This window comes from Sulfitobacter profundi (genome assembly GCF_042661425.1).
GTDB classification, from domain to species: Bacteria; Pseudomonadota; Alphaproteobacteria; order Rhodobacterales; family Rhodobacteraceae; genus Sulfitobacter; species Sulfitobacter profundi.
Genome location: NZ_JBHSWA010000001.1, coordinates 848,147 through 867,997, shown reverse-complemented (window position 1 = coordinate 867,997; position 19,851 = coordinate 848,147). Strand labels below are relative to the sequence as shown.

The following is a 19,851-nucleotide window of genomic DNA, read 5'->3' as shown; positions in this document are numbered from 1 at the left end:
TTTTGAGCGAGGGGTGCAAGGCGTATGTAGGGGACATACCAACAACAGGGCCGCTTGCATGCGGTCTCTCCCCAGAAGGAACCAAACGAATGGCAACGCAATCCAATACCGATCTCGCAGCCCTAACGCTCCGTCTCTCCAGCGGTGTTCTCTTTCTCGCCCACGGGTGGATGAAGGTGAGCCTTTTCACCATTCCCGGCACCGTCGCGTTTTTTGAAAGCCTCGGGCTGCCGGGCTTCTTTGCTTACCTGACAATCCTCGCTGAGCTTGGTGGGGGTCTTTTGTTGATCGCTGGCGTTGCGGTCCGTCTTGTGTCCTTGCCGCTGATTGCCATCCTCCTTGGGTCGGTCTGGGCTCATGCCGGGTTCGGCTGGACCTTCTCAAACGAAGGTGGTGGATGGGAATTCCCGCTGTTCTGGGCGGTAGTCCAAGGCGTGATCGCCCTGCTGGGTGCGGGCGCTTATGCGCTGCGCTTGCCGGTGATTGACCGTGCCTTGGGCAAATTCGCCTGATCTGCTGAAACCTCCCGGATCACCCGATCAAGGGTGATCCGGCCAACCGAGGAGACATCATTATGCAGACCCATAGCTTGCACAGCCTGCGCGACCGCTTTGCGCCTACTCAAAGAATGCCGGTTGTCTTTCTCGGTCATGGTAGCCCCATGCACGCCATTGCGGAGGGGCCTTTCAGCCAGGCTTGGGCCACTTTGGGGCAGGGCCTTCCACGGCCAAACGCGATCCTCGTGGTATCGGCCCATTGGATGACACGCGGAACAACGCTGGTCGATGTCTCTGCGCTGCCGCGCACGATTCACGACTTCAATGGCTTTCCCGACGCGCTTTATGCCGAACAATATCCGGCACAGGGCCAGCCGAATCTGGCGCGCGAAGTTGTCTCTCTCCTCGCGAGCCACCGGGCCGAGGAAGACGACACTTGGGGGCTGGACCACGGCGCTTGGGCGGTTCTGAAGTATCTCTACCCCGAGGCGGATGTTCCTGTCTTTCAGGTCTCCATCGACATGGGGCAGGGGCTGACGCATCAACTCGAGATCGGCCAAGCGCTGTCCGATCTGCGAGACCGTGGCGTGCTCATTCTCGGGTCTGGCAATATCGTTCACAATCTGCGGCGGCTAAGCTTTGATGGAAAGCCCGAAGCCTTTGCGCTGGAGTTCGATGATCTGGTCACAGGCCGTTTGATTGAGCGTGATTTCGATACGCTGGCAAACCGCGAAAAGTTGGGCAGCCTTCTCTCCGAAGCGCACCCCAGCGTGGACCATTACTTGCCCGCGCTCACAATCGCGGGCGCATCGGATCAGCGCGATGACCTGCTGTTCATGACCGACAGTATCGACCTTGGGTCGATCTCCATGCGGTCCTTTATCTTTCATCCGAGGTAGGCCACGGCCCTTCGAGCGTGTTTCAAGCGCCCGCCCGGAAGAACCGGCGCGGGTGCCTTCGATTTTTGGCGGCACCTTTGGCTGACCATAAGATAGCCGTTCATTACACCCGACGCGCTGCGTGAAATCGCAGGGTATCACCTAAGACCCCACCCATCATCGACAGAAACCGAATTCGGCGGGCATTCTGTGCTGCAGATGAAAACTTGCAGATGCGGTGAAGCCCATGACGAAGATCGACCAAATCGAGACGATGATCCTCGACATCCCGACCATTCGAGGACACGTGCTTTCGATGGCGACGATGCGCACGCAGACCGCTGTTTTGGTTCGGATCAAATACTCTGATGGGTCGGAAGGGATCGGTGAGGGCACGACCATCGGCGGTCTGAGCTACGGGGCCGAAAGCCCAGAGGGCATCCAATCTGCAATTGATACCTATATCACGCCGCTCTTGCTGGGCCGTGAAGCTGATAATGTGAACGGCGCGATCCAACTGATCGACAAGCTGGTGAAGGGAAACCGCATTGCCAAAACCGCAGTGGAAATCGCGCTGTGGGACGGGTTGGGCAAACGGCTCGGTGTGCCGGTCTCGCAGCTGTTCGGCGGAGCGGTGCATCAGAAATTGCCCGTCGCTTGGACCTTGGCCTCGGGGAATTCCGATACGGACATCGCCGAAGCGCAGGAAATGATCGAAACCCGGCGTCACAATATCTTTAAGCTGAAAATCGGCAAACGGTCCGTGCGGGAGGATGTCACGCATGTTGCGCGTATCAAACAGGCCGTAGGCGATGCGGCAAGTGTAAGGGTGGATGTCAATACGGCGTGGTCCCTTCAGGAAGCACGCTGGGGTTTGAAGGGGTTGCAGGATGCTGGCTGTGAGCTGGTCGAACAGCCTGTCGCCGCGCGCTATCGCCGGGCGATGGCCGAACTGACCAAGGGCTATGAGATCGCCGTCATGGCGGATGAAGCTCTGAATGGCCCGGAGGACGCTTTGGCCGCCGTCCGTGAGAATTGCGCCGACGTTTTCGCCGTGAAAGTTTCCCAGTCAGGCGGGCTAAAACGCGCCTCTGAGGTTATCGCGATCGGTCAGGCCGCTGGCCTTGGCCTTTACGGCGGCACCATGCTTGAGACCGGATTGGGCACGGCAGCAGCGCTGCAACTCTTTGCGACGATCGAGACCCTGCACTGGGGCACCGAATTTTTCGGACCCTTGTTGCTGACAGACGGGATCCTCGCGGAGCCGCTTATCTACCGGGACTTCTGTGTCGAAGTCCCGTCCGGCCCGGGCATCGGTGTCACGCTCGACCCCGACAAGATCACCGCATTCCGACGTTGTGCGCAACGCAGCATGAAAGCCGTCGCTGGCTGATTGCCAGCGGGGGAAATGAAAAAATCAGCCGACACGCTGGAGAAGCGTGACGGCGTCTAGGAGGAGGACCAAATGTTCACACAATCCAATCTTGATGCGTTCCAGACGCGCCTTGACGGCGCGATCCAAGATGATCCTGAAAACGGTGTATTCCGTTGTCGCCGGGACATCTTCACCGATGAAGAGATGTTCGAACTGGAGATCAAACATATCTTCGAAGGCAACTGGATCTACTTGGCGCATGAAAGCCAGATCCCGAACTCGGGCGACTACTTTACCCTGACGATGGGGCGCACGCCGGTTGTCATCACCCGCGACAAGGAAGGCGAACTGCACGCGCTGGTGAACGCTTGTTCGCACCGTGGGGCGCAGCTTTGCCGGTTCAAACGTCGCAATCAAAAGACATTTACCTGCCCTTTCCACGGTTGGACCTTTTCGAACACCGGCAAGCTTTTGAAGGTCAAAGACCCCAAAGGCGCAGGCTACCCTGAGCAGTTCAACAAGGACGGCAGCCACGACCTTACCAAAGTGGCGAAGTTCGAGAACTATCGCGGGTTCCTATTCGGCTCGCTCAGCGAGGACGTTCAACCGCTGACTGACTACCTGGGCGATGCGTGCAAGATGATCGACATGATCGTGGATCAGGCCGACGAGGGGCTTGAGGTCCTGCGCGGCGCGTCGACCTACACCTATGACGGCAATTGGAAACTACAGGCCGAGAATGGGGCCGATGGCTATCACGTCTCGGCGGTTCATTGGAACTATGTGGCGACCACGGCCCACCGCACCGACGATGGTAAGGAAGACGACATCAAGGCAACGGATGCCAGCAAATGGGCCAAGCAGCGGGGCGGCTTTCACGCCTATGAGAACGGTCACATCCTGCTCTGGACCGAATGGGCCGATCCGACCAACCGTCCGGGATATTCGCGCCTTGAGGAATGGACCGAAAAGCACGGCGAAACCAAAGCCGACTGGATGGTAGGTGTGTTGCGCAACCTTTGCCTCTACCCAAACGTCTTCCTGATGGATCAGTTCAGTTCCCAGATCCGGGTCTTCCGCCCGATCAGCGTCAATGAGACCGAAGTGACCATCTATTGCATCGCCCCGAAAGGGGAGAGCCAGGAAGCACGGACCCGCCGCATTCGGCAGTACGAGGACTTCTTCAATGCCTCAGGGATGGCCACACCGGATGATACCGAAGAATTTCGGGCCACACAGCGCGGCTATGCCGGTGCTGCACATGCCAAATGGAACGACCTGACCCGCGGGGCCACCCAGTGGATCAAGGGGCCGGATGAGGATGCCAAGAAGCTTGGGATCGAACCGATCCTGTCCGGTGCGCGGACGGAAGACGAAGGACTCTTCGTGATCCAGCACAGCAACTGGCAAGAGCGTATGAACCATGCCATCGCAAAGGAACGCGAAACCGCGCCTGATGCGACTTTGGCAGCAGAATAAGGGGGTCTGAGATGAGCACTGCAACACTTGAGCGCACAGAAGCTGCCTCGGCCATGAGCTATGAAGAGATCCAAGCCTTTCTGTTCGCAGAGGCCCGCGCCCTAGATGACCGGGACTGGGACACTTGGCTGACCTTCTACCACAAGGATTGCCCCTTCTGGATGCCGGCATGGGACGATTATGACACGCTGACCGAAGACCCGGCGAACGAGATTTCACTGATGTACTATCCCAACAAACAGGGCATTGAAGATCGCGTCTTTCGGATCAAGACCGACCGGTCATCGGCCACATCACTGCCAGAGCCACGGACCAATCATTACCTCTCTGGTATCGAGGTGCTGGCCCGCACCGGCAGCGAGATCAAGCTGCGCTTCAATTGGCAAACGCTGAGCTACCGCTACGGTGAGACAGACCAACACTGGGGCACGTCTTTTTACACGGTCGACATCACCGGCCCCAAGCCGCTGATCACTGACAAAAAAGTAGTCCTGAAGAACGACCACATCCACCACGTGATCGACGTCTACCACACCTGATCCCGTTCAGTCGGGAGCCACTACACCCCCGCGCAGCCCGGCAGGCTGCGTGGCCAAGGAGGAGCATGCCATGACAAGCTACAATGTCGCCCTGAACTTTGAGGATGGTGTCACCCGCGTCATCCAATGCGAAGACGATGAGAAGGTAACGGATGCGGCCTTCCGGCAGAAAATCAACCTGCCGATGGATTGTCGCGATGGTGTTTGCGGCACCTGCAAATGTTTTGCCGAAAAAGGCACCTACGAGCTTGAGTTCTACATGGACGAGTCCATGAGCGACGAGGAAGCCGAAGCGGGCTTTGTCCTGACCTGTCAGATGATACCCGAAAGCGACTGCGTGTTGCGCGTGCCGACATCATCCGCAGCCTGCAAAACCGCGCCGGAGGCCGTCGAAGGCGAGGTGCTGGCCGTCGAAACCCTTTCTGAGACATCCTTCAGCTTGAAGCTGAAACTGGCCAAACCCCTGGGTTTCCTGCCCGGGCAATATGTCAACGTGACCGTCCCGGGAACCGGACAGCACCGCTCTTATTCCTTCTCCTCCGCGCCAGGCAGTGATGAGGCGACCTTCCTGATCCGCAATCTGCCCGGTGGGGTGATGAGCAGCTATCTGGGCGAGCGGGCCAAACCGGGCGATCAGGTGACGCTCACGGGGCCGATGGGGGCGTTTTACCTGCGCCCCATCGAACGTAACCAGCTTTGGCTGGCAGGCGGCACCGGCCTCGCGCCTTTCCTCTCGATGCTGGAGCAATTGGCCGAGCTGGGGGCCGATCAGCCCATCAAACTCTATTACGCGGTGACCCGTGCTGCGGATCTGGTCGAATTGGACCGGGTCAACGCGCTGGCCGAGAAGATTGGCAATGTCACCGTCGTGACCGTCCTCGCAGCAGAGGACGAGGCGCATGACCGCAAGGGGTTTGTGACCGATCACCTTTCGGCAGAGGACCTTTGCGGCGGGGATTGCGATGTCTACCTCTGCGGCCCGCCGCCCATGGTGGATGCGGTGCGGTCGCACTTCGACATATTGGGCGTGGCACCGGTGAGCTTTCATTATGAAAAGTTCAACCCGACAGAAACCTCGGCAGAAGCCGCATGAGTGCGCGTTTCGAAGGCAAGGTTATGGTGGTCACGGGTGCGGCGCAGGGCATCGGTCGATCGGTGGCAGAGCGCGCGGCGAAAGAGGGCGCACGGGTTCTGATCGTCGACCGTTCTCCCGCCCGCAACGAGGTGGTCAAAGCGATCCGCAGTGCCGGGTGGGAGGCCGAAGCGATTAGCGTCAACCTCGAGACATGGACCGGCTGCGCAAAGGCCATGCAAAAGGCCGTCGATTTATGGGGCCAGATCGACATCCTGATCAACAACGTGGGCGGCACCATCTGGGCCAAACCCTATGAGCATTACGAGCCAACGCAGATTGAGGCAGAGGTACGTCGCTCGCTTTTCCCGACACTGTTTTGCTGTCGCGCTGCGATCGACCACATGTTGCAACGCGAAAGTGGCGTGATCGTCAACGTATCTTCCATCGCCACACGGGGGCTCAACCGCGTGCCTTACGGCGCGGCCAAAGGGGGTGAACGCGATCACCGCGAACCTTGCCTGGGAGATGGCCGAGCGGGGCATTCGCGTGGTGGCGACAGCGCCCGGTGGCACCGAAGCGCCCGCGCGCGTGGTGCCGCGCAATCCGAATGCCGAAGAAGAACAACGCGAGGACTGGTATCAGACCATCGTCGACCAGACGATCCAGTCCTCCTTCATGAAACGATACGGAACACTCGACGAACAGGCAGGTCCGATCCTGTTTCTGGCGTCGGATGACGCGTCCTACATCACCGGCGTCACGGTGCCGGTGGGTGGGGGCGATCTTGGTTAGACCCTGAGGGGGGTCTTAGTTCAACTGGAGGAGAATAAAATGAAACGTACTATTCTGGCGGCCCTTGGGCTCGCCACTGGTCTGGCTGTGCCTGCCGCTGCGCAAGACTTCAAAGTCGGTATGCTACTGCCTTTCTCGGGGGTCTACGCCTCGCTTGGCAATGAGATTGAGACAGGCTTCAACCTTGGGATCGAAAAATTTGGCTCGGAAACCGATGCGACTTTTGAGATCGTCAGCGAGGATACCGAGGTGAAACCTCCGGTCGCCTTGGGCAAGGCGAAGAAACTGATCCTTCAGGATAAGGTCGATGTCATGATGGGCATCGTCAGCTCCGGCGTGTTGGGTGCTGTGCGTGATATGGTACATGGTGCCGGCGTTCCACTGATCGTCGCCAATGCCGGCAACGACGAGGCCACCGGGATCAATTGTTCGCCCTATATCACGCGCATGTCGTTCTCCAACGGGCAGGTGAACCGTCCGATGGGCAAATGGATGTATGAGCAGGGGATCCGCAAGGTCTATACCCTCGCGCCTGATTATGCCGCCGGTCGGCAAATGATCGGCGGATTTACCGAAACATTCACCGCAGCGGGCGGAGAGATCGTCGGGCAGGAATACACGCCGTTCCAGAAAACGCAGGATTTCGGTCCCTATCTGGCCCAAGCCAAATCCAGTGGCGCTGATGCTGTGTTCGTCTTCTATGCGGGCGGAGAGGCGATCTCTTTCGTGAAGCAGTACGACAGCTTTGGCCTGAAGGCCGATCTGCCGCTCTATGGTTCCGGCTTTCTGACGTCTCCGCTTTACGTGAATGCCGAAGGTCCCGCCGCCGAAGGGGTAATCACCGCCCTCCATTACGCCCCGACGATCGATAGCCCCGAAAATGCGGCTTTCGTATCGGCCTTCAAAGAGAAGACTGGCCGCGCACCGTCCGAGTTTGCCGTACATGGCTATGACGCGGCCCGCGCGCTGATTGAGGCGACGAAAGCCGGTGCGACGGATCGTGAAACCCTCGCCAACGCCCTGCGCAAGGTCAAGTTCGATGGCCCGCGCGGAACGCTTTCGATTGATCCTGCGACCAACAATATCGTCCAGCCGATCTACGTCTACGAGACGGTCGCAGGCGATGGCGGGCAGACACAGAAAGTCTTGGCAAAGCTTCCCGCAGAAGCGGATCCCGCCAACGGCTGTGAGATGGCTCCAGTTTCAAACTAACGCCAGTCGCCCGGCCGCGCCGTTGCGGCCGGGTCTTTCCAACAAGGAGGGCCTTCCATGTCACATGACCTTGGCTTCTGGATACTTCAGGCGCTGAACGCGCTGCAGCTTTCCATGCTATTGTTTCTTCTTTCCATCGGCCTGACCGTAATCTTTGGGCTGATGCATTTCGTGAACCTCGCACATGGGTCGCTCTACGCGCTTGGCGCTTATTTCGCGGCCTCCCTCGCGGCGATTGGCGGCTATTGGCTGGGTTTCTTTCTGGCACCGGTCGCTGTCGCCGGTGTTGGCATGTTGCTCTATTCCGGCCTGATCAAGCGCATGCGGAAATCCGGTCCGATGGCGCAGGTTCTGGTCACCTTCGGTTTGATCTTCGCGCTGCTCGATCTCACCCGCATTTTTTGGGGCGATCTGGCGCTTGGCATCGCGGTGCCGGATGTCTTTCAAGGGCGCACGGCGTTTCTTGGAGTAGAATACCCGACGTATCGCTTGTTCATCATCGCCCTTGGTATAGCCGTGCTCGCTACTTTGGGGTTTGTCCTTCGGCGCACGCAAATCGGTGCAATGATCCGAGCAGGCGTCGACAATGATGTGATGGCCGCCTGTCTCGGGATCAACGTCGAGCGGCTGTTCTTCATCGTTTTCTGCGTTGGCTGTGCGCTTGCAGGTCTGGCCGGTGCGGTGGCCGCGCCCTTGCTGAGCGTGACGCCTGACATGGGGCTACAAATCCTGATCCCGACGTTGATCGTGATCGTGATCGGTGGGCTTGGGTCGCTCAAAGGCGCCATTGCCGGGTCGCTGATCTATGGCTGTGTTCAGACTTTTGGCGCTGTGCTTGCCCCACAACTGGCCTCCGTTCTCATTTATGCGCTCTTGGCTGCGGTCCTTGTGATCAAGCCGGTGGGCCTCTTTCCGGCGAAAGGATAAGCTGATGTTCAGCCACAATACACTTCGCTACGTTTTCTTGGTGATGCTCTTTGGTGGGGCACTGTTTCAGGCCTTTGCGGCCGAGTATTTCGGCCTCGAAATCCTGACCGAGATTCTAATCCTCGCCATGCTGGTTCTGGCGCTCGATATTGTCGCGGGCTTTGGCGGAATGGTCTCACTCTGCCACGGCGCGCTGATGGGAGTGGGGGCCTATGCCTTCGCGCTTTTCTCCACCCAGTTCGGCGCCACGCCCTTGATGGCAATGGGTGCCGCGATTGCCATTACCGGCGTGGCGGCTTGGGTGATTGGTGCGGTCTGTTCGCGCAGCCATGGGATTTACTTCATCATGGCCACGCTGGCTTTCGGGCAGATGGCTTACTCCTATATCTTCGAAGCACCACTCTTCGGAGGCGATGACGGGCTGGGGGCATCTCACGCCTCGACCTCAGCCTGATCGGCGTGGACCTTGATGACAGCCGCAGCTTTGCTTTGTTCTGTCTTGCATTGCTCGCAGGGGTCTACCTGATGTCGGTCTTGATCCTGCGGTCGGGCCTTGGCCGTTCGCTGACGGGCGTCATGCACAACGAGCAACGGATGCGGGCGCTTGGGCTGACGGTCTGGCGGGTAAAGGCGGATGTCTTTGGGCTTTCCGGCATGATCGCTGGCCTTGCGGGGGCGCTGACGGCCCAGCATATCATGTATATCTCTCCCGGCCTGCTGGGCTGGACCGTTTCGGGCGAGGCGCTTGTGGTGGTCATCCTTGGCGGATTGGGCACCCTGGTAGGCCCGCTTGTTGGCGCCGTCGCCTTCGTCCTGCTCAAACATGAGCTGAGCGCTGTGACGACCTATTGGCACCTTGTGGTGGGCGTTGTCCTGATCGCCGTGGTGATGAGCCGGGCAAACGGAATTTATGGCTTTATTGAGGGCCGTTGGATCGTCTGGCAAAAGGGCCGAGGCACCAAGCAGCCCGCCAGCCACGCGACACGAGAGGTTATGAGCGATGCTTGAGACACGTAAACTGGATAAAAGCTTCGGCGCGATCCATGTGACCCGACATGTTTCCCTGAAGCTGGAGCGCGGCGAACGGCGGGTCATCCTTGGGCCTAACGGCGCAGGCAAAACGACCCTATTCAATCAATTGGTAGGTGAACTGGCCCCGAGCAGCGGAAGTATTCATCTGGCAGGCGAGGATGTAACGACCCTGCCGGTTGCCAAGCGGGTCCGGCGCGGTCTGTCACGCAGCTACCAAAAGAACACACTCTTCGATGGGCTGACTGTGGGGGAAAATCTCGGGCTGGCCGCTGCGGTTCATACGGGCCACGCGACGCGGCTGTGGTCAGACAGCCTATCGAAACCCGAGGTCCGCGAGATCGTTGCAGAAGTTGCCGAGCAGGTAATGCTGCTGCCCTATCTCGACGCAAAAGTCTCGGAAATCAGCTATGGGGTGCGAAGGCAGTTGGAGGTCGGCGTGGCGCTCGCCACGCGGCCACTTGTGCTGCTAATGGATGAACCTACCAGTGGCGTCGGGCCAGAGATGGCCAAGGGATTTCACGACCTGCTGAACAATCTGCCTCGTGATCTGACCATGCTGATCATCGAGCATGACATGGATCTGGCGTTTGACGTCGCTGATACGATCACCGTGCTGAACTACGGCGAAGTTGTCTTTGACGGATTACCAGAGGCGGCGCGGGGATCGCCTATGTTGAAAGAAATCTATCTGGGGAGTTGGGAAGATGCTTGAACTCAATGCCATCGAATCCGGCTATGGTGAGACCCAAGTTCTCTATGGTCTTTCGCTGAAAGCGCAAAAGGGCAGGGTACTGGCCGTGCTGGGACGCAATGGGGCGGGGAAATCCACGACCCTCAAAACGATCATGGGGTTGCTGCCGTTGAAGTCCGGAGACATCGTTTTTGACGGCGCGCCCATTGCCGCGCAGCCCTTTGATATTGCCAAGGCCGGGATCGCCTATGTTCCCGAAACGCGCGATATCTTCCCGTCCCTTACCGTGCGGGAGAACCTTGATCTCGCCGCCAAACGGTTCGGCGGACCACAGGCCGAATGGACAATGGAACGTGTTCTGGACGTCTTTCCCCGGCTTGCAGAACGCATGGACAACGGCGGCGCACAGTTGTCGGGGGGCGAGCAACAGATGCTGGCCATTGCCCGTGGTCTGCTGATGAACCCAAAATTGCTGATACTGGATGAGCCGACAGAAGGCTTGGCGCCCATCATCGTCAAGCTGTTGCACGACACGCTGCAGGAGTTGCGAGACGGCGGTCTGTCGATGGTCATCGTCGAACAGAACTTCGGGTTTGCGACCTCACTTGCGGACGATGTCGTGGTCGTCGGCAAAGGGCAGGTCGTCTGGTCTGGGACCGCAGCCGAGATCAGGGGGAACGAAGAAGTTCAGCGCACCTGGCTTGGCGTGTAGTGCAGGCAGCAGGCTGAGGTCCAGGCTGGCCTCTGCCTACTTCTTCAAAGGGCTGTTTCTCGCAACCTTCTGCGCGACGTTTACGAAGTTTTTGACGTGAACCCCTTGGTCGTCGAGCCGGTAATTCACCGACAACTCGGTACGTGCAATTTCCGGTTCAATCTTGAGAAACTTCATGCCCTTGCGCGGTGCGCTCGAGACAGACTCTGGCACGATGCAGACCCCTTCGCCCACTGCCACGAGGCTTAGGGCGGTTTGCAGGTCCATGCACCATAGCCGCAAGGGTGCTTCAAACCCCGCCTCTTTGACCGCGTTGAGGACCATATCAGCATAGCTAGGCCGTGGCCGCTCCGGGTACAAAATGAGGTTGTGTGTCATCAACCTTTCAAGCCGTGCCACTGTGCGCCCTCCGGTATTAACGACGTCAGGAAGCGCGAGGATCAGTTTTTCTTCGGCAAGATGTTTGGAGAGAAACTCAGGGTCCTTCAGGGTGGGGCGGGCAAACACGGCGTCTAACTCGCGCGACACCAAAGCACGATGAAGGTCCGCGTTGTTCATCGGAATGAGGCTGAGGTTAACGTCGGGGTAGTTGGCGCGATAGGACCGGATGATATTGGGCAGAATCCCATAGGTCGCCGATCCGACGAAACCGATCCGCAGCCTGCCTTCCGCCCCTTGGCCAAGACGGCGCAGTTCCAACCGCGTATCATCCAACTGAGCGATGATCGACTTGCCGCGATGAAGCAGCCGTTCACCCGCCTGTGTCAGGCTGATGGAGCTGCGACCCCGATTGAACAGCACCGCGCCGAGGTCTTCTTCCAATTGCTTGATCTGCCGGCTTAGAGGCGGCTGCGCCATGTCCAGACGCTCTGCAGCGCGGCCAAAGTGAAGCTCTTCTGCCACGGCGATAAAGTAGCTGAGCTGCTTGAAATTCATTGTGACGCTCCCCCTGAAACCGATGCTATGTGATCCCCACTCACAAAAAAAGGCCCCCGAAGCACGGGGGCCAGTTCACAGGGAGGTGTGAGGAATTACTCGGCGGCCACAGCCTGGGAAACCGCGCTTTCTTTGAGGACGAAATCGAACTCGAAATGCAGGTCCGTGCCTAGGTCTTGGCTTGCCGGGTTGAACTTGCCGATCAGACTTTCCTTCACGGCAAAGACACTGTCATCGTCTAGCCACGCGCTGTCAGCGTCGTAGATCTGGCTGATCAGGGGGCGATAGCCATCCTTGGAAATCATGAAATGCATATGGCCGGGGCGGTTCGGGTGATGCCCCATGAAGCGCAGCAACTCGCCAGCGGTTTCATCATCGGGAATGGGGTAAGGGACCGGACGCACGGCGATAAATGCGTAATGGCCGTTCTTGTCCGTCTCAAAGCGGCCCCGTAGGTTGTACTCAGGTTGGTCGGGATCGAGGTTTTCATAGATACCATTGGGCGCGTCCTCCCAAACGTCGAGCGTCACACCAGCGATACCATTGCCATTTTCGTCCTTGATGTGACCTTCGAAAAAGACGGTCTCTTCGTTTTCAAAGTGTTTCTGAATGACCGAGGCGCCCTTGGGCAGCACCGGCGGGTTTTCCCGGTAGAACGGCCCCAGTACCGTGGATTCACTCTCTTTGCCTTCGACCGGATTGGTCATCATGTCGACAAGGACTTCGAGACCCAAAATATCGCCCAGCAAAATGAACTCTTGGCGGTTGTCATCGCACAGTTTGCCTGCACGGGCTAGGTAATCGCAGGCGGCGAGGAACTCATGATGTTGGAGTTTCACATCCTTGATGAAGCCATGCAGATGTTTGATCATTGATGTTGCGATCTCACGCTCGCGGCTGGTGATATCCCCGTGTTTTCCGAGGCTCTCTGTCACGACGGCGGTAATATTATCTTGGTTAACGATGCCCATGGTTTCCTCCTCCTGGCAGTCTGGAAGCAAGCTGCACTGGCAGTTTGCCCCCGTTGAACTAACCATCCGCGATCGGGGTGCTTTGCCCAATGCCTGTCTTGGTATTGAGTGATACCGCGCCGCAGAGCTAGCGCTTCGTTGGCATTGTGCGCTGGTTTCAGAGTATCACCCCATACCCCCGTTGGCATGGCCCCGGGCGGGGTGATCGTGGCACCAAGCTTGCATCTTGCGAATGTATGGGAGGCTCAGGTGATCGAGAATTTTAAGCGTATTCAGGCTACACTCGCAAAGTCGCCGCATCTTTTGCGGCTCGGACGGCTCTTCTCTGAGACGGTCCTTATCGAAGTCGATGGCAACGAATACTACCTGTCCTTTGAGAAGGGGCATATCACCCGGATCGAGCAAGGGCCAAGCCGCAAAACACCTTGGCGTTTCGCGCTTCGCACCGACGCTGAGGCATTGAATAAGTTCTGGCAGCCGCGTCCTGACCCTGGGTTTCATGACATCTTCGGCCTGGTGAAGATCGGACGTGGGCGGATTGATGGCGACATCCTGTGCCTCGTGAAAAACCTTCGTTTCTTCAAGGAAGTTTTGGGCATCGCACGCACGCAGGAGGGCGTATCCGCATGAGCATCGAACCGATCATTGGCCGCTACATTACCGTCAAAGTTGAAGGTACCGCCCGACGCATTTATTTCGAAGAGGCGGGGCAGGGCCGCCCAGTTCTCTGCCTGCACACCGCCGGCGCTGACACGCGGCAATGGCGTCATTTGCTTAACGATGCTGAGCTTACCGCTTCAAACCGGTTGATCGCCTTCGATATGCCTTGGCACGGTAAATCTCTGCCGCCGGAGGGGTTCGAGACCGAGGAATATCTACTCACCACTGAAGCATATATTGAAACGATCCTGGCATTGATCGACGGACTGGGACTGGACCGCCCTGTGCTTGCAGGCTGCTCGATGGGGGGCCGTATCGCGTTGCAACTCGCCGCCTTGCATCCGGAAAAGTTCAGTGGTTTCATTGCCATCGAAGCTTCAGATTTTCAGCCTGCATGGTACGATATCGACTGGTTCCACCGTCCTGACGCCCATGGCGGGGAAATGGGTGCGGCCCTTGTCTCGGCCAATATCTCGCCCTACGCGCCACCGGCAGAGCGGGCGAATACGCTTTGGATGTTCATGCAAAGCGGACCTGGCGTATTCCGTGGCGACCTGAGTTTTTACACCAAGGATGACAGTCTGATCGCGCGGTTGCAACAGATCGATACAAGCCGCACGCCGGTGCATATCATTGTCGGGGCCTACGACCTGACCTGCACCCCCGAGGACGCTGCACGCACTGCAAAGGCGATCCCGGGGGCAACCCTGTCCGTCATGGATGAGCTTGGGCATTTCCCAATGAGCGAGCACCCAGAAGGGTTTCGTCCCTTCTTTGTAGAAGCATTAGATAAGGTCGCCAATTTAGCGGCTGTGGTGGCATAAGCCATTGTGGTGACGCGGCTCATTGAAAGGGGACAATATGTCTGACGTGGCGCGCACCCCTAGGTTCGGCTTGGGTGATCTGTCAGGCTCCGCCATAGGGGCGGGGTTCTTGGCCGTTCTGGTCTCCTATGCAGGGCCCTTGCTCATCTACCTCAGCGCGGCTGAAGCGATGGGTGTCTCGAAGGACAGCTTCTCCTCTTGGGTCTTTGCGATTTCGCTCGCTGCAGGCATTTCAAGCATCGGATTAAGTCTTTGGTACCGCATGCCATTGGCGATGGCATGGTCTGCGCCCGGCACCGTGCTTTTGCTCGGCCTTGGCCAATCAATGTCCCTTGCCGAGATGGTAGGCGCGTATCTCGCCGTCGCCGCTACGCTGCTGTTGATCGGGATCACAGGGGTGTTTGAGCGGCTGGTGAGCTTTTTGCCCGCCTCGGTGACGAATGGGATGATGGCCGGCATATTGTTCGGTTTTGGCCTCAAGGCTGCAGGAGGGCTCGCGACGGACCCGGCGGCTGTTGCCGTGCTTGTCCTAGTGTTTACCCTTGGAACCACGCTTCTTCCCCGCTATGCGATGCTAATCCTTCTAATCGCGGCGATGATTGTGAGTGCTGTCTTTTACGATGCCGCGATTGGCCAGGTAGGGGCTACATTCGCCAGCCCCGAGTTTGCAGCGCCTCATTTCTCCACCCAAGCCATGCTTAGTCTCGCCCTGCCATTGCTGATCACCACGCTCAGTGGTCAATACCTTCCGGGAATGGCGATTATACGGGCGAATGGGTATAGGATATCGGCCAACCCCATCCTGATCGCAGGGGCCATAGTATCGATCGTCGCAGCGCTTATGGGCGGTATCACGACAGCATTGGCGTCGATCACTGCGGCGTTTTGTGCGGGGTCGGATAGCCACCCCGATCCGAACCGTCGCTATGTAGCGGGCGTGTCCTGCGGTGTGTTTTTCTGCGTTGGTGGACTGTTTTCGGGAAGTATTATCGAACTTTTGATCATCCTGCCCTCTGCGCTCATCGCATTGTTGGCGGGTCTTGCCCTGCTGCAGCCGATCCTGAAGTTTACCCTCGAGACATTGAACTCGGACGATCCCCAAGCCGGCATTCTGACTTTCATGTTTACCGCCTCTGGTGCCTCCCTCTTCGGAATCGGCGCAGCCTTCTGGGGCGTTATCGTCGGAATTGCTGTGCATTTTTTGACCAAAGCCGCAAGGCGTCTGGTACATCGCTGAACAGACTAAACTTTAGTCCTGCCTCATGGGGAAACTAGCTTGGGGTTTGAGTGCCAGTATCCGCGTAACACAATTGCTTTAATGCATTAGCAAATACCGCGGCCCCCAATGGGATCAGCTCGTCTGGAAAATCGAAGTCTGGGTTGTGAAGACTTGCTGTTTCTTCCCCGGAACCAAGTAGAAACATGGCGGCTTTAGACCTTGTGCCAAAACGACCAAAATCTTCGGACCCGCGCATGGGAAGTTCAGCCTTTGTGCGTGGGATGTTGGCTTGGGAAAGGGATGTGTCTAATATTCGGGTTGCGTCAGCGTTGTTTTCGCAATGATCAAAGACATCATGGTACGAGATTTCGTGGGTCAGCCCAGCTTCTTGTGCCAACTGTTCAACAGAGCCTTCTGCTTTTGCAACCAGATCCACCATTCCTGAATTCTTCTGGGTGCGTAGCGTGAACCAAAGGTCAGCACGGCCTGGTGTGATACCGAAAGCTGGCTTTCCGAGACGCGCGTGCGTTACGGTGACCCGCGCGAAATCTGGGTCGGCAGCGTCATCGGATTGGTTCAGCTTGGGAAGTTCGGTCAACAATCGGGCAAGGACCGGTGTTGGGGAATTTCCATTCTCAGGTTGGGACGCATGTGCTGTGCGCCCGGTCAGCGTGACTTTCATGCCGCGGGATGCGCAGTTCATTGGCCCTGCTGATAGAACGGCCGCACCCATTGGCAGGCCAGGGAAATTGTGCAGAGAGAAACTGTAATCTGGCGAAAGCTCGGCGAAACGCGGGTCGGCGATAACTGCCCTGGCTCCCGACCCGTCTTCTTCTGCGGGTTGAAACAATAAGATCACTCGCCCGTGCGTGGGCCGATTGCGATCCAACCAGCGGGCCATTGCAGCAATAATAGCCATATGACCATCGTGACCACACAAATGCCCTCTCCCTTGAATCACAGAGCAATGGGGCAATTTCGCATTCAGTTCTGCGATCGGTAAACCGTCAAGCTCGCATCGCAAAAGTACCGAGGGTCCTGGGGCCTGACCTTCGTAAACGGCCGCAACACCATGGCCACCGAGCCCAGTCAGAATGCTATCCGGTGCGCATCGTTTTAACATGCTTACAACCCGTTCAGCCGTTGCAGTTTCGTCGCCCGAAAGATCTGGGTGGCGGTGCAAATCTTGGCGCCAGCGCGTCAGTTCATCAATATCGCTTTCGGTAAGAATCGTTTCTGGCGTGACAGTATTCATACCAAACCCTGTACCAGTTTCTGCTCTTTACGAGCGACCATTCCAAAGAGATCGCGAGGATCATCTGGGTCGGCCAGCAGGTCAATGTTGGTAAAAAATGGGCGGGTTTTAAGCTGTTTTCGTACATAGCGCAGAGCGCTGAAATCTTCTGTCGCAAAGCCTACGCTGTCGAACAGGGTGATCTGACTGTCAGAGGTTCGACCCGCTGCCCTCCCTAAAATTACCTGCCAAACTTCAGTAACAGGATGATCGGCATCCAGCTGTTGGATCTCCCCCTCAATGCGGGTTTGCTCTGGATATTCGACAAAGATGTCAGAGCGCGTGAGGATATCGCGGTGCAGTTCTGTTTTGCCGGGGCAGTCCCCGCCGATCGCATTGATATGCACACCGGCGCCGACCATATTGTCGCTCAGGATCGTCGCATACTGTTTGTCCGCAGTGCAGGTCGTGATGATTTCTGCACCCTGGACAGCCTCCTCAGCGGTCTGACAGGAGATGACTTCGAGACCGTAGCCTTCGAGATTGCGGGCCACCTTTGCAGTTGCGTGCCTGTCGATGTCAAATAGCTGCACGCGCTGGATTCCGCAGACAGCTTTGAAGGCCAGCGTCTGAAATTCCGCCTGCGCGCCATTTCCGATCATGGCCATGGTGTGTGCGTTCTTCGGCATCAGATGCTTTGCCACCATCGCTGAAGTGGCGGCCGTACGTAGTGCTGTCAGCAAAGTCATTTCACTAAGTAGTAGCGGATAGCCAGTTTCCACATCGGCCAAAACACCAAACGCGGTGACAGTCTGGCGCCCGCTGCGTGTGTTTTGGGGGTGGCCATTAACATATTTGAAACCATAGGCCTCACCGTCTGAAGTCGGCATCAATTCGATCACGCCCTTTTCAGAGTGAGCGGCGACGCGTGGGGTTTTATCAAATAGCTCCCACCGCCGGAAATCTTCCTCGATTGCGTCAGCCAGTTCGCAAAGCATGCGCTCGGTCCCGATGTCGATGAGAAGGCGCATCATGTCATCAACGCTGACGAAAGGAACAAGACTGTTTGGGCCAGGAAGCAGAGAAGACATGAGAGGGGTCCTTAAGCGAGGTCGACTGCGATTGCTTCCTATCTACGATAAAACCGCCAACTGTCAACAGTTGACAGTATGGACTGCAGGTGCCATTCATGTCCGCGAGTTCGCAACTCGTGAAACTCAAGACGATAAACGGGAGGGTCTAAATGCGTATTGCTAAACTTATTGCCGCCACAGGGACTGCATTGGTGCTGTCTCTTCCGGCTTTCGCACAGCAGCAGGGAGGGACGCTTAAAGTTGCACTAAGTCCTGAACCCCCAAGCGCTATTGCAGGAATGTCGGGCCTCGGTGCTGCTGAAATCCTTTATTCAAAGATTTACGAAGGACTTTTTCTTACGAACAAGATCTGACTCCGCAGGGTGTCTTGGCCAAGGATTGGTCAGTTTCGGAGGATCACCGCACTTTCACAGTGCTGCTGAAAGAGGGCGTTCGGTGGCATGATGGGGAAGCATTTGACGCGGAAGATGTGGTTACGTCTTTCAGTGTCTTCGCCAAGGAAAACCCGAACTTGGCGGTGGTAGCAGCGCAGGTCGATTCAGTAGAAGCGAGCGGGCCGCATGAGGTTACTTTTAACCTTAAGGGTCCGGTCCCGGCGCTGCCATACGGACTGGCGCTCGGCAACATGGCGATCATACCAGACCATATCTATGGCGGAGACGCTTCGTTTCGTGAAAATCCGATGAACGACACCCCGATCGGCACCGGTCCCTTCAAGCTGGCTGAATGGGAAAAAGGCAACTTCATCAAGCTGCAGCGAAACGAAGACTACCATGTTGACGGGCAACCTTATCTCGACAACCTGTTTTTCGTTATTATTCCCGACAGCCAGGGTCGTGCAGTGGCTTTCGAACAGGGGTCCATCGACGTTGTTTCTGCATCCAACCTTGAGCTTTTTGATGTAGAGCGTTTGTCCAAGACCGATAATGCGGAAATCACTAAGGCGGGTTGGGAATTCTTTTCGCCCCACGCCTTCATGTGGATCAACAACGACAAACCTCCTTTCAATGAGAAAGGCTTCCGCCAAGCGCTGAACTACGCGATGGACAAAGAGTTCATCCGCGATGTGGTTTTCAGTGGCCATGCAAAGCCTCCGAAGGGTCCAATTGGCTCTCGCACGCGCTTCTTTGATGGTGCCACCGAAGGCTATGCCTACGATCCGGAAAAAGCCAAAGAACTTGTCGAGGCCTCTTCATACGACGGTCGCGAGTTGAAACTGGCCCCTGCCTCATTTCTTGGCTCGAGCTGGAGCAGGATGGCTGAATATCAGGTTCAAGCCTATCGCGATGTTGGGATCAACGTGACGCTCGATTCAATGGACGTGGGCTCATACCTGAAAAAGCTGTCCGATCGCGATTACGATATGGGTCAGATGTACCTGTATCAGCGTGCTGACCCTGCCATCGGTATCTCGCGCAATTTCCTCTCGACGACAGCTAACCCCGGTTCTCCGTGGAACAACGTTGCGATGTATAAAGATGCTGAGACGGACAAGCTTTTGAACGCGGCTGACGCAGCAACCGAAGAAGCAAACCGATCCGATCTCTATAAGCAGGCGCAAGTCCGCATTGCAGAGGAAGCGCCCGTCGTGTGGTTGGCCGAGTTAGATTTTCCGACCCTCTACAAGCGTAAGGTCAAGGATCTGATTACAGATGCCAGCGGGCTTAGCTCGAACTTCGCTAACGTGTGGATCGAAGAGTAAAA

Annotated in this window: 21 protein-coding genes and 1 pseudogene; 18 read left to right on the top strand and 4 right to left on the bottom strand. The window is 57.3% G+C overall.

Annotated elements, in window-relative coordinates; all coding sequences use genetic code 11:
* Positions 1 to 89: 89 nt before the first annotated feature.
* From ACFQAU_RS04670 to ACFQAU_RS04610, 13 genes and pseudogenes are all read left to right on the top strand, one after another.
* On the top strand, positions 90 to 512 hold the full coding sequence (locus ACFQAU_RS04670) for a DoxX family protein (RefSeq protein ID WP_132446657.1): 423 nt from the start codon (positions 90 to 92) through the stop codon (positions 510 to 512).
* 62 nt (positions 513 to 574) lie between these two features.
* A complete protein-coding gene (ygiD, locus tag ACFQAU_RS04665; RefSeq protein ID WP_132446655.1) occupies positions 575 to 1,396 on the top strand; it encodes a 4,5-DOPA-extradiol-dioxygenase in 822 nt (273 codons plus the stop codon).
* A 226-nt stretch (positions 1,397 to 1,622) separates the two neighbouring features.
* Complete coding sequence (locus ACFQAU_RS04660; RefSeq protein WP_120352666.1) at positions 1,623 to 2,768, top strand: muconate/chloromuconate family cycloisomerase; 1,146 nt, start codon at positions 1,623 to 1,625, stop codon at positions 2,766 to 2,768.
* A gap of 72 nt (positions 2,769 to 2,840) precedes the next feature.
* Positions 2,841 to 4,229, top strand: a complete 1,389-nt coding sequence (gene benA / locus ACFQAU_RS04655) for a benzoate 1,2-dioxygenase large subunit (RefSeq protein ID WP_132446653.1) — start codon at positions 2,841 to 2,843, stop codon at positions 4,227 to 4,229.
* Positions 4,230 to 4,240: 11 nt separating this feature from the next.
* Positions 4,241 to 4,768 carry a benzoate 1,2-dioxygenase small subunit gene (benB, locus tag ACFQAU_RS04650; protein ID WP_132446651.1) on the top strand — a complete coding sequence of 176 codons (528 nt, stop codon included), beginning with the start codon at positions 4,241 to 4,243 and terminating at the stop codon, positions 4,766 to 4,768.
* A 70-nt stretch (positions 4,769 to 4,838) separates the two neighbouring features.
* Positions 4,839 to 5,861, top strand: a complete 1,023-nt coding sequence (gene benC, locus ACFQAU_RS04645) for a benzoate 1,2-dioxygenase electron transfer component BenC (RefSeq protein WP_132446649.1) — start codon at positions 4,839 to 4,841, stop codon at positions 5,859 to 5,861.
* Positions 5,858 to 6,635 (top strand): annotated as a pseudogene (gene benD, locus ACFQAU_RS04640) (benzoate diol dehydrogenase BenD). The gene benC and the pseudogene benD overlap by 4 nt, the downstream one beginning before the upstream one ends.
* Before the next feature lie 39 nt (positions 6,636 to 6,674).
* Positions 6,675 to 7,847 (top strand): ABC transporter substrate-binding protein, encoded by a 1,173-nt coding sequence (locus ACFQAU_RS04635; RefSeq protein ID WP_132446645.1) that lies wholly within the window; start codon positions 6,675 to 6,677, stop codon positions 7,845 to 7,847.
* Positions 7,848 to 7,904: 57 nt separating this feature from the next.
* Complete coding sequence (locus ACFQAU_RS04630) at positions 7,905 to 8,774, top strand: branched-chain amino acid ABC transporter permease (RefSeq protein WP_132446643.1); 870 nt, start codon at positions 7,905 to 7,907, stop codon at positions 8,772 to 8,774.
* A gap of 4 nt (positions 8,775 to 8,778) precedes the next feature.
* Positions 8,779 to 9,228: a branched-chain amino acid ABC transporter permease gene (locus ACFQAU_RS04625; protein ID WP_386280876.1), complete on the top strand. Its 450-nt coding sequence runs from the start codon at positions 8,779 to 8,781 to the stop codon at positions 9,226 to 9,228.
* Between the two features lie 5 nt (positions 9,229 to 9,233).
* On the top strand, positions 9,234 to 9,782 hold the full coding sequence (locus ACFQAU_RS04620; protein WP_386280873.1) for a branched-chain amino acid ABC transporter permease: 549 nt from the start codon (positions 9,234 to 9,236) through the stop codon (positions 9,780 to 9,782).
* Positions 9,775 to 10,518 carry an ABC transporter ATP-binding protein gene (locus tag ACFQAU_RS04615; protein WP_132446639.1) on the top strand — a complete coding sequence of 248 codons (744 nt, stop codon included), beginning with the start codon at positions 9,775 to 9,777 and terminating at the stop codon, positions 10,516 to 10,518. Before ACFQAU_RS04620 ends, ACFQAU_RS04615 begins: the two co-directional genes overlap by 8 nt.
* Positions 10,511 to 11,209 carry an ABC transporter ATP-binding protein gene (locus tag ACFQAU_RS04610; protein ID WP_132446637.1) on the top strand — a complete coding sequence of 233 codons (699 nt, stop codon included), beginning with the start codon at positions 10,511 to 10,513 and terminating at the stop codon, positions 11,207 to 11,209. Before ACFQAU_RS04615 ends, ACFQAU_RS04610 begins: the two co-directional genes overlap by 8 nt.
* 36 nt (positions 11,210 to 11,245) lie before the next feature.
* Here the strand turns inward: ACFQAU_RS04610 and ACFQAU_RS04605 are convergent, their stop codons facing one another.
* Both ACFQAU_RS04605 and ACFQAU_RS04600 read right to left on the bottom strand, forming a co-directional pair.
* Positions 11,246 to 12,145, bottom strand: coding sequence for a LysR family transcriptional regulator (locus ACFQAU_RS04605; protein WP_132446635.1), 900 nt, complete (start codon positions 12,143 to 12,145; stop codon positions 11,246 to 11,248).
* Positions 12,146 to 12,240: 95 nt separating this feature from the next.
* Positions 12,241 to 13,116 (bottom strand): dioxygenase family protein, encoded by an 876-nt coding sequence (locus ACFQAU_RS04600; RefSeq protein WP_132446633.1) that lies wholly within the window; start codon positions 13,114 to 13,116, stop codon positions 12,241 to 12,243.
* A 249-nt stretch (positions 13,117 to 13,365) separates the two neighbouring features.
* On the opposite strand from ACFQAU_RS04600, the gene ACFQAU_RS04595 reads away from it, so the two are divergent.
* The 3 genes from ACFQAU_RS04595 to ACFQAU_RS04585 are packed head-to-tail and all read left to right on the top strand — an operon-like array spanning position 13,366 to position 15,837.
* Positions 13,366 to 13,746, top strand: coding sequence for a hypothetical protein (locus ACFQAU_RS04595; RefSeq protein ID WP_132446631.1), 381 nt, complete (start codon positions 13,366 to 13,368; stop codon positions 13,744 to 13,746).
* Positions 13,743 to 14,600: an alpha/beta fold hydrolase gene (locus ACFQAU_RS04590; protein WP_132446629.1), complete on the top strand. Its 858-nt coding sequence runs from the start codon at positions 13,743 to 13,745 to the stop codon at positions 14,598 to 14,600. The genes ACFQAU_RS04595 and ACFQAU_RS04590 overlap by 4 nt, the downstream gene beginning before the upstream one ends.
* Positions 14,601 to 14,637: 37 nt before the next feature.
* Positions 14,638 to 15,837 (top strand): benzoate/H(+) symporter BenE family transporter, encoded by a 1,200-nt coding sequence (locus tag ACFQAU_RS04585; RefSeq protein WP_132446627.1) that lies wholly within the window; start codon positions 14,638 to 14,640, stop codon positions 15,835 to 15,837.
* A 34-nt stretch (positions 15,838 to 15,871) separates the two neighbouring features.
* Here ACFQAU_RS04585 and ACFQAU_RS04580 read toward each other — a convergent pair whose 3' ends face one another.
* Positions 15,872 to 17,074 carry an amidohydrolase gene (locus ACFQAU_RS04580; RefSeq protein ID WP_132446625.1) on the bottom strand — a complete coding sequence of 401 codons (1,203 nt, stop codon included), beginning with the start codon at positions 17,072 to 17,074 and terminating at the stop codon, positions 15,872 to 15,874.
* Positions 17,071 to 18,144, bottom strand: a complete 1,074-nt coding sequence (locus tag ACFQAU_RS04575) for an ornithine cyclodeaminase (protein ID WP_132446623.1) — start codon at positions 18,142 to 18,144, stop codon at positions 17,071 to 17,073. The genes ACFQAU_RS04580 and ACFQAU_RS04575 overlap by 4 nt, the downstream gene beginning before the upstream one ends.
* A 152-nt stretch (positions 18,145 to 18,296) precedes the next feature.
* Here ACFQAU_RS04575 and ACFQAU_RS04570 point away from each other — a divergent pair, with 152 nt between their 5' ends.
* Positions 18,297 to 18,500 (top strand): hypothetical protein, encoded by a 204-nt coding sequence (locus ACFQAU_RS04570; RefSeq protein WP_386280857.1) that lies wholly within the window; start codon positions 18,297 to 18,299, stop codon positions 18,498 to 18,500.
* Positions 18,501 to 18,514: 14 nt separating this feature from the next.
* Positions 18,515 to 19,849: an ABC transporter substrate-binding protein gene (locus ACFQAU_RS04565; protein WP_386280854.1), complete on the top strand. Its 1,335-nt coding sequence runs from the start codon at positions 18,515 to 18,517 to the stop codon at positions 19,847 to 19,849.
* The last annotated feature ends 2 nt before the right edge of the window (positions 19,850 to 19,851 follow it).